The sequence below is a fragment of the Collinsella sp. SGI.241 genome (assembly GCF_050312955.1).
In the GTDB taxonomy this organism is placed as follows: Bacteria; Actinomycetota; Coriobacteriia; order Coriobacteriales; family Coriobacteriaceae; genus Collinsella.
On the sequence record NZ_JBNPKM010000011.1, the window covers coordinates 58,975 to 67,995 of the forward strand.

Genomic DNA, 9,021 nt, shown 5'->3' on the forward strand with positions numbered 1-9,021 from the left:
CACGTCACCAAAGCACAAGTCTGTGACCTGCGGGTTTGTTGAAGCAAATTAGTCGTGCGCTCAGGATTTCCAATAAAGCCTACTCACTTAGCCAGCGTGCGGTCAAAATAGAACGGTCGCGAGATCAGTAGACTCCATTGCGACGGCTTATCTTGCATGTTCGCGCAGCGGCGGGTGCAGACGACCGTCCCAAATTAGCTACCCTTGTCACATTCCTAGTCATCGTCGACGGCAAAATCACGGAGGTCGAAGCCTTCGCGTTCGGCTCGGGCTAGGAGCTCTTGAGGGGACTCATCCTCGATATCCACTACGTCGAGCATGGCAGCCGGAAAGCCCACGCCTGCTGCACTCCCCGCGCGATCGAGCAGACTCTCGCGCAGCTGGTCTACGTCCACATCGATCTCCATGGTGTAACCTCCTACCGGCTAATCGCGACCGAACAAACCGCACGCCCCAAATGATGTGCAATAAATCCCAGATACGGCCATAATAAAACAATGAACATCAGGGAGGTTACGGACGATGGATAAGCTCGATGCCATGACGGAACAAGTCAGGGACTTTTGTGATGCACGCGACTGGCGCAAATATCACACGCCAAAAGAGCTTGCCATCGGCATGGTAACTGAGTCCTCCGAGCTCCTTCAGCTCTTTCGTTTTATGAGCGACGAGCGCATTGCAGGAATGTTCGAAGACACCGAGCAACGCCAAGCCATCGAAGACGAAATTGCCGACACGCTCCTTTTCCTCCTGCGTTTCGCTGATTTAAATGAAATCGACCTGCCAGCGGCGCTTTCGTCCAAACTCAAGCGCAATGGCGAACGCTACCCCATCAACGCATCATCTGTCGAATACAGAAAGGCGGGCCACCGTGAGTAATGAGTTCGCCCTTCGGCAATACACGCTTCCCCTGCCCCAACCCTTTGAGACAAGCGAATCGCTTCAGGACTTTGGCACGCCAAAGCCTGGAGCCCATCATGACGAGAGTTGGCCCGTCCTTTACATTCTTACCAACAGCAGAAACAAGACGGCATACATCGGTCAAACAACCAACTACCAGCGCCGTATGAAACAACACGCTGCAAACGTGGACAAGGATTTCGATCGAACACTTCTGATCGACAACCCTACATTCAATCAATCAGCGACATTTGAGTTTGAAAACAGGCTCATCGAACTGTTCTGTGCTGACGAAAAATACCAGGTCACCAATGCCAACAACGGCTATGCCCAATTCGATTATTTTGAGCGGCCTCAATATCGCCAGAAGTTCCGAGACCTCTGGACAAAGCTTCGCGAAGAAAACTACGCGATTCATCCGATTGAAGAGCTCGAGAACTCCGATCTGTTCAAGTTCTCGCCTTTCAAGACGCTTACGCCCGACCAATACGAAACGATCGAGACGATTTATAAACGTCTCGAACAGGAGCATGAAGACACAAAACATGGCGGCTCAAAAAGAGAACGTATAACCGTCGTGAATGGCGCGCCGGGAACAGGTAAAACAATCCTCGCCATCAGTCTCATGTTCAAAATCAAAAATGAGCCCAACCTTTCCGGCCTGCGAGTCGGTTTTGTCACCCCGATGGATTCTCTGAAGAAGACCCTCAGGAAACTCACGCACTTCCTTCCAGGGCTAAAGCCTGGCGATATCTTGAGCCCCAGTGACGTAACCAAAAATGATCGTTATGACATCCTACTTGTCGACGAAGCACATCGACTGGGTAATTATCTAAGCATGGGCGCCGGCATCGGAGCTTTTTACAGCACCTGCGATCGCCTCGGCCTTCCGCATACGAGCAACCAGGTGGACTGGATATTCAAATGCTGTGACAAGGCGTACCTGTTCTACGACCCCAAACAGCAGGTTCGCGCATCCGGGCTCAATCGAGACGGCCTTGAGCAGCGACTCAATCAGCTCGAAGAAGCGGGCATTGAAACTGAAGAGTTCAGCCTAAGCACACAAATGCGCGTACGCGGTGGTGACGAATACCTCGATTTTGTCTATGACTTACTCAACAACAAGGCGTATATGCATACCGGCATGAAGTTCAACGAACTCTTTTCATCGGAGCCTTACGATTCGCGAGCCGGGGATCCGGACAGCGATATCCCCAGATACCAGTTTGGAATCGTCGACCGATTTGAGGATTTCTGTTCCCTGCAGCAAGCCAAGGAAGAAGAAGTTGGTCTATCCCGCATGACGGCAGGTTTTGCGTGGAAGTGGGAAACGAAGAAACACAAAGACGCTTTCGACATCGTCATCGAGGGCATTCCCAAACGTTGGAACTCAACCCAAAAGGATTGGGTTAATTCTGCCAACGCCGTCAACGAGGTTGGATGCATCCACACGGTGCAGGGCTACGACCTCAATTACGGATTCGTCATTCTGGGGCCAGACATTTACTACGACACCGATAAAGGAGCCGTCTGCGTTAACAAAGCGAACTTCAAAGATGCTGTCGCAAAGAAAAAGGCGAGCGAAGATGAGCTACGGAAGATTATCGTCAACGCCTACTATGTCCTCATGACGCGTGGCATGCTGGGAACGTATCTCTATGTGTGCGACCCCGCACTCAAGGAGTATTTGTCGCGGTATATCCCGGTGATTTAGACGCAGGACAGACGTCGCAAATCTAAGGCGTTACTCAAACGTTAAACACACGAACATATTTTCGTGTTTTATACTTGAGCTAGACAACCACAGCATGGTATAAAAGAGCTGCTTTCCGCTATGGAGGGCAGTCAAGGGCCGGGGGATCCCCCCGGCATTTTCTTTTTTGAAAGGCTGTTTCATGAACGAACTGCCCGCATTCCCCGACAAATCAAGGCGCCGCCCAGAAAAGATCAACTCGAGCGACGAGCGGGCACGAGTCCAGCACTCCATCGCCCGCGGCTACGCTGACCTTGTCAACAGTCGCGTGCGCCCCTGGAAACAAGCGAAGACCGAGGCAGATCGGATGCGAGCCATCAGGTAAGGTCGCCCCTCCCCCATGTAACCATCCTGTAAATCATAGCGGCGCGGTCGAGTTTTACCGTGATGCGGTCGCGCCTGGCGCTCCACTGTGCTAAAGTATCCCGAACGTTCAAACGACTACGAGGGGAACTAGAAGATGGCACGTGTGCACAACTTCTCAGCTGGCCCGGCCGCGCTGCCTACAAGCGTGCTCGCCGAGATCGCCGACGAGATGATGGACTACCGCGGTTGCGGCATGTCCGTGCTCGAGATGAGCCATCGATCTAGCATGTACCAGCAGATCATCGACGACGCCGAGGCAACCCTGCGCCGCCTGCTGAGCATCCCCGACAACTACCGTGTCCTGTTTTTGCAGGGCGGCGCCACGCTGCAGTTTGCGGGCATCCCCATGAACCTCATGCGCCGCGGCCGCGCCGGCTACGTCGTCACCGGCAACTTTGCCAACAAGGCGCACAAGGAGGCCGCCAAGTACGGCGAGGCCGTGCTGCTCGCGAGCTCCGAGGACACCAATTTCGACCGCATTCCCACCATGGCCAATATCAACGCGCGCATTGCCGCCGAGGCCGCGGGCGACGGGCTCGACTACGTCTACATCTGCCAGAACAACACCATCTTTGGCACCATGTACCACGAGCTGCCCGCTTGCGGCGATGTGCCGCTGGTCGCCGATGTCTCGAGTTGCTTTCTGTCGCAGCCGCTCGACGTCGAGCGCTACGGGCTCATCTATGCCGGCGCGCAGAAAAACGCCGGTGCCGCGGGCGTGACCGTGGTCATCGTGCGCGACGACCTCATCGCCGATGGCCCAGCCTTTGCGCAGACGCCGCAGTACCTGGACCTTAAGACCCAGGCCGCCAAGGGCTCCATGCTCAACACGCCCAACACCTTTGGCATCTACGTGTGCGGCAAGGTGTTCCGTTGGGTTGAGCAGACCGGCGGACTAGCCGCCATGGCCGAGCGCAACTGGGCCAAGGCCAACCTGCTCTATGACCTGCTCGAGCACAGCGAGCTGTTCCATGGCACCACGCAGGCCGGCAGCCGCTCCATCGCCAACGTCACCTTCCGCACCGGCGACGCCGATCTCGACGCGGCCTTTGTCGCAGGCGCGGCCGAGCACCAGATTCAAAACGTCAAGGGCCATCGCCTGGTGGGCGGCATGCGCGCGAGCGTCTACAACGCCGTAACCATGGAAGATGTGCAGGCACTGGCCTCGTACATGAAGGACTTCGAAGCGCAGCATAGTTTGAGTCCGCGATCTAACTAGCCCGCAACCCGCGGGCCGACCAGCCACTTCAAACCACTTGTTATAAACAAACCCGCTAAGGAGTTTTTCATGCGCAAGATCAAAACCATCGACGACATAACCAAAGACGGCAAGGTCGAGTTTGGCGAGGGCTACGAGTTTGTGGGCACCGCCGAGGAGGCCGACGCCATCCTGATGCGCTCCACCGACCTGCACGGCTACGAGCTGCCCGAGGGCATCCGCGCCATCGCCCGCTGCGGCGCCGGTGTCAACAACATCCCCATCGAGGAGTACGCCAAGAAGGGCGTCGTCGTCTTTAACTCCCCCGGCGCCAACAGCAACGCCGTCAAGGAGCTCGTCCTGGGCATGCTGGTGCTCTCGAGCCGCGGCGTGGTGCAGTCGATGAACTGGGTGCGCGACAACGCCGACGACCCCGAGATTCAGGTCGACGCCGAGAAGGCCAAGAAGGCCTTTGTGGGCCGTGAGCTCAAGGGCAAGCGCATCGGCGTCATCGGTCTGGGCAACGTGGGCTCCAAGGTCGCCAACGCCTGCGTCGATCTGGGCATGGACGTCTACGGCTACGATCCGTTCATTTCCGTCGAGCACGCATGGGTGCTGAGCCGTGAGGTGCAGCGCGTGGGCACGCTCGAGGACCTCTGCCGCGGCTGCGACTACCTCACCGTGCACGTGCCCAGCAAGGCCGACACCATCGGCATGATCAGTACCGAGCAGATCGACCTGCTGGCCCCGGGCGCCGTGCTCATCAACTACGCGCGCGAGACCATCATTGACGAGGACGCCGTTGACGCCGCCCTGCGCGAGGGCAAGCTGAGCTGGTTTAGCTGCGACTTTGCCACGCCCAAGACCGTCAAGATGCCCAATACGTTTATCACCACGCACTCGGGCGCCGGCACCGGCGAGGCCGAGGCCAACTGCGCCGATATGGCCATCAGCGAGCTCAAGGATTACCTGGAGAACGGCAACATCGCGCACAGCGTCAACTACCCCGCCTGCAGCATGGGCAAGGCGCGCGCCGCAAGCCGCATCGCCTGCCTGCATGCCAACGTGCCCAACATGATCGGCCAGATCACGGCGATCCTGGCCAAGGACAACGCCAACGTGCAGCGCATGACCAACGAGTCTGCCGGCGAGAACGCCTACACCATGTTCGACACCGACGAGCACCTGGACAGCAGCACCATCGAGGCGCTCAAGCAGATTCCTTCGATGTATCGCGTGCGCGTGATCAAGTAGCGCCGGCGCCAAGCCTGCCAGACAGGCAATGAAGCTCATTCGGCCCCCGTTTTCGCGAAACGGGGGCCGATTTCGTTGCTCCGGCTGGTTTTGAAAATGCTACCCAGAATAAGTTTTTTCGGATAATCGACAGTACTACCCAAATCACTAAGCACACCTGCTTTGATAAACACCTTTATCAGTGGTTTTAGTAGGTAAAAATCGATCTCTATATGCCAAATTTAAGTTGACTGTCCATTTTCCGAAACAACTTATTCTAGATAGCATTTTTAGGGCCATCCAAAGGCGAAATTGAAGCCTTTTTGCGACCAAAACCCTAGCTCACGCGACCGTTTTCCACCCGCGCGGCTACATTCCCGCCCAATCGATAAAAATCTCCTCACGAAGCCGCCGTTCGAGCTCCTGCTGCCGCGGCGTCTTGTCTTTCAACGGCACATCGAGATAGGACATGATGAGTTCCATCACCACGCGGAAGGCATCGGAGTCGACCAGCTGACCATAGGTCATCAGAACGACAGGATATCCCATCGCTTGAAGGGCCGTCGTTCGATCGGAGTCCGAGATCTTGGATTCTATGGATCCGTGAATGGCTTTACCTTGGCATTCAACCAGGCACTCTCTGCTGCCGTCCTTATTTGACAGCAGGATATCGGCGTAGCGCCTATCAAGCCCCGAAATCAGGCGGGCGCTGCGCGTCATGCGAATCTCAACGTTATTGGTAAGGCGCAGCCCTTCGCCGCCGCGCAACCTCGTAAGGCCAAACAGCATCGAAGCCTGGACCTCGAGCGGCGATGCCACAACCCCCGTAATGCATTTCGCGGCACGCGTGAACGATTTAGCACCGCGGAGCCCCTGGATCTTATTGGCGAACTCTGTAAGTTCAGAGAGCTCAATCAAGGGCGGTCGTTTCCACAGGTCCGTTGGATTCCCCGAGGCATCCTTTACGTTTTCCCAGCCCAACCGTGCGTCACCCCACCGGCTCCCATACGCCTGCTCAAGTGCCGACTTTACCTGAGGCGCAATCTTGCACACGGCAAAGGTGCCGCACATCTCATACGTGCACATAATCAGGCGCTCATTTGAGACCGAGGAAGCCAGGGTCAGCAGGGTAAAGAGCGGGGACGCAACATCGAGGCCAAACTCTGTCTGCCGCACGGAGCCAAACGGCCTCTCCCCGTTCCAAACATGCCTGACAATGCGGCCGCCCTTACGCCCGCAGAGGCCCTGCGCCAACACGTGTAACGGAGTGCCCAGGAAATACTTGACAAGCGGATGCTCACAAAGATGCTCCCTGCGCGGATCGTCCACAGAATCGGGCAGGTCCGGCATTATTGCCAAGACCTGTGGAGGTATCCGGTGATACCGAAAGGCAGATATGTCGCACAGCATGTCGTCCATGAAGGATACGTACCCACTGCGTCGTTTGTGAGCCTGCCCGGACGCCAAACGCGATGGCTCGGCCTGCGAACGGTTAATACTGCTACGCACACGTCGCGAATCTTCCAGGTGGCTTACAATCGGTTTTGGAAGCAAACTGATTGTGAGGTTACATATGGTTGATGAGAACTTTGCCTGGCGGCTTACGCAGGAGCTCGTGAAGATTGATAGCTCGGACCCGGGCGCCTACGAAGGCGAGATCGAACACTTCATTAAGAGGCTCATTGAACAGCAGCTGGCGCAGCTTGATAGCCCTGCACTCGATGCCGTGCAGGTTGCAGAGCTCGAAGTACTCCCCGGGCGCCGCAACCTTATGGTCACCGTGCCGGGTGTGAGCGACGAGGCGCGACTCGTCTACATCTGCCATATGGATACCGTCACCCTAGGAGATGGCTGGAACGCGGACACACCGCCACTCGGGGCGACCGTGCGCAACGACAAACTCTATGGCCGGGGCGCCTGCGACATGAAGGGTGGTCTGGCTTGCGCCATTACCGCACTGGTCCATACGCTCGAGCGCGTGGCGGCGGATGGTGAGCTGCCCCACCGCGGCTTCTCGCTTATTTTCTCGGTCGACGAAGAGGACTTTATGCGCGGCTCCGAGGCCGCCATCGATGCCGGCTGGGTCGGCTCGCGCGAATGGGTGCTGGACACCGAGCCCACCGACGGACAGATTCAGGTGGCGCACAAGGGTCGCACGTGGTTCGAGATCGAGATGACCGGCGTCACGGCGCATGCGAGCCAGCCCTGGAAGGGAGCGGATGCCGTCGCCGCCATGGCCGAGGCCGTATGCTCGCTTCGTCGCGCGTTTGCGGCGCTGCCCGCACATGATGAGCTGGGGGCTACGACCATCACGTTTGGACAAATCGAGGGCGGCTACCGCCCCTATGTCGTGCCCGACCGCGCCAAGGTCTGGGTCGATATGCGCCTGACGCCGCCGACCGATACGGCCGCCGCGACGCGCATGGTAGAGCAGGCCATCGCCGGCGCCGAAGCCACAGTCCCCGGTTGCCATGGAAGCTATACCGTGACAGGCGACCGACCCGCCATCGAGCGCGATCCGGTCTCTCCCCTTCTAGCCGCGCTCAAGCGTGCCGCCGATGACGTGACAGGCATGGACACGACCGTCGGCTTCTTTACCGGCTACACCGACACTGCCGTCATTGCCGGCAAGACGGGTAACCGCAACTGCATGAGCTATGGCCCCGGCTCGTTGGCGCTCGCACACAAGCCAAACGAGCATGTGCCCCACGCCGATATCGTTCGCTGCCAGCGGGTGCTGATCGCGCTCGCCGACAACACGCTCTGGGGCGCGAATAGCCAAGTTGGGGCATAATAAGCCGCGAACAAACCGACTCGCGCGTTAGGACCGTCCATGAAAGCTCTTCCGTTTCCCTGCATCCGCCCGGCTCAGGACCGTGTGCTCGAGGCGCTGCCGCAGATGGGCGACATCCTGAGCGGCAACGAAGCCCTGCGCGCCGCGATTGCCGATGGGCTCATGCTCAAGGATCCGGGTGCGGCGTATTACGTGTACGAATGCTCCGGAGAGCCAGGGCGCGTGACGGGCGTTGTGGCAATTTGCCCGGTCGGCGTACTGACGGGTAGCGACGAGGCCGCCGCCGAGAGCGTCGACGCACTCGCCGCCGCGCGCGCGATCGCCGAGCTCAAGGTGCAGCCGCGCCCCGTGTCGCTCGACTACGAAGCCTCGCCCGTCATGGATATCATCCTGGGCGCCGCCAAAGAGGGCGCGTCGCTCTATGCCGTCACCGACCCCACCGGCATTACGCATCGCGTATGGGAAGTCAAGCGCGAGGACGCCGTTGCCGCCATCCGAGCCATGCTCGATCAGGCACCGGAGCCGGCACTGGCCGATGACCCCTCCTACGCTGCCGCGCTGGCAGGGGCGGCGCAGCTCCTGGCAGACGAGGCCCGCGCAGCCGGCACCTACACGGGCAAAGAGCCGTTCAACTTTACCGTGGCCGTGCTGTTCCCCGCCGCGCAGGTCAGCGGCGGCGCGCCGCAGGTTCCGACGGGTCTGCTCACTCACCAGATCGCACGGTTCTAGCGAACTCAAACGCGAAGCTGAAAAACCCAGCATCCAAACAAACAAGGG

At 58.4% G+C, this 9,021-nt stretch carries 9 protein-coding genes; 7 read left to right on the forward strand and 2 right to left on the reverse strand.

The window, feature by feature from the left end; translation table 11 throughout:
• Nucleotides 1-215: 215 nt before the first annotated feature.
• On the reverse strand, nt 216-407 hold the full coding sequence (locus tag ACQQ92_RS06295; RefSeq protein WP_427796057.1) for a hypothetical protein: 192 nt from the start codon (nt 405-407) through the stop codon (nt 216-218).
• A gap of 115 nt (nt 408-522) precedes the next feature.
• On the opposite strand from ACQQ92_RS06295, the gene ACQQ92_RS06300 reads away from it, so the two are divergent.
• From ACQQ92_RS06300 to ACQQ92_RS06320, 5 genes are all read left to right on the forward strand, one after another.
• Nucleotides 523-879 carry a nucleotide pyrophosphohydrolase gene (locus ACQQ92_RS06300; RefSeq protein ID WP_427796058.1) on the forward strand — a complete coding sequence of 119 codons (357 nt, stop codon included), beginning with the start codon at nt 523-525 and terminating at the stop codon, nt 877-879.
• Nucleotides 872-2,614: a DNA/RNA helicase domain-containing protein gene (locus ACQQ92_RS06305; RefSeq protein ID WP_427796059.1), complete on the forward strand. Its 1,743-nt coding sequence runs from the start codon at nt 872-874 to the stop codon at nt 2,612-2,614. Before ACQQ92_RS06300 ends, ACQQ92_RS06305 begins: the two co-directional genes overlap by 8 nt.
• A 181-nt stretch (nt 2,615-2,795) precedes the next feature.
• On the forward strand, nt 2,796-2,978 hold the full coding sequence (locus ACQQ92_RS06310; protein WP_427796060.1) for a hypothetical protein: 183 nt from the start codon (nt 2,796-2,798) through the stop codon (nt 2,976-2,978).
• A gap of 135 nt (nt 2,979-3,113) precedes the next feature.
• Nucleotides 3,114-4,238: a 3-phosphoserine/phosphohydroxythreonine transaminase gene (serC, locus tag ACQQ92_RS06315; protein ID WP_427796061.1), complete on the forward strand. Its 1,125-nt coding sequence runs from the start codon at nt 3,114-3,116 to the stop codon at nt 4,236-4,238.
• A 69-nt stretch (nt 4,239-4,307) separates the two neighbouring features.
• Nucleotides 4,308-5,471 (forward strand): phosphoglycerate dehydrogenase, encoded by a 1,164-nt coding sequence (locus tag ACQQ92_RS06320; RefSeq protein WP_427796062.1) that lies wholly within the window; start codon nt 4,308-4,310, stop codon nt 5,469-5,471.
• Between the two features lie 348 nt (nt 5,472-5,819).
• On the opposite strand, the gene ACQQ92_RS06325 is transcribed toward ACQQ92_RS06320, so the two are convergent.
• Nucleotides 5,820-6,869 (reverse strand): hypothetical protein, encoded by a 1,050-nt coding sequence (locus ACQQ92_RS06325; RefSeq protein ID WP_427796063.1) that lies wholly within the window; start codon nt 6,867-6,869, stop codon nt 5,820-5,822.
• 154 nt (nt 6,870-7,023) lie between these two features.
• Here ACQQ92_RS06325 and ACQQ92_RS06330 point away from each other — a divergent pair, with 154 nt between their 5' ends.
• Complete coding sequence (locus tag ACQQ92_RS06330) at nt 7,024-8,244, forward strand: M20 family metallopeptidase (protein ID WP_427796064.1); 1,221 nt, start codon at nt 7,024-7,026, stop codon at nt 8,242-8,244.
• Nucleotides 8,245-8,283: 39 nt separating this feature from the next.
• A complete protein-coding gene (locus ACQQ92_RS06335; protein WP_427796065.1) occupies nt 8,284-8,973 on the forward strand; it encodes a DUF1015 family protein in 690 nt (229 codons plus the stop codon).
• Nucleotides 8,974-9,021 lie beyond the last annotated feature (48 nt).

Excerpts from the sequence above, each read along its gene's own strand:
- ACQQ92_RS06330 (WP_427796064.1), top strand. The coding sequence starts at position 7,024 with ATGGTTGATGAGAACTTTGCCTGGCGGCTTACGCAGGAGCTCGTGAAG.
- ACQQ92_RS06325 (WP_427796063.1), bottom strand. The coding sequence starts at position 6,869 with ATGGACGACATGCTGTGCGACATATCTGCCTTTCGGTATCACCGGATA.
- serC (WP_427796061.1), top strand. The coding sequence starts at position 3,114 with ATGGCACGTGTGCACAACTTCTCAGCTGGCCCGGCCGCGCTGCCTACA.
- ACQQ92_RS06320 (WP_427796062.1), top strand. The coding sequence starts at position 4,308 with ATGCGCAAGATCAAAACCATCGACGACATAACCAAAGACGGCAAGGTC.
- ACQQ92_RS06300 (WP_427796058.1), top strand. The coding sequence starts at position 523 with ATGGATAAGCTCGATGCCATGACGGAACAAGTCAGGGACTTTTGTGAT.
- ACQQ92_RS06310 (WP_427796060.1), top strand. The coding sequence starts at position 2,796 with ATGAACGAACTGCCCGCATTCCCCGACAAATCAAGGCGCCGCCCAGAA.
- ACQQ92_RS06335 (WP_427796065.1), top strand. The coding sequence starts at position 8,284 with ATGAAAGCTCTTCCGTTTCCCTGCATCCGCCCGGCTCAGGACCGTGTG.
- ACQQ92_RS06295 (WP_427796057.1), bottom strand. The coding sequence starts at position 407 with ATGGAGATCGATGTGGACGTAGACCAGCTGCGCGAGAGTCTGCTCGAT.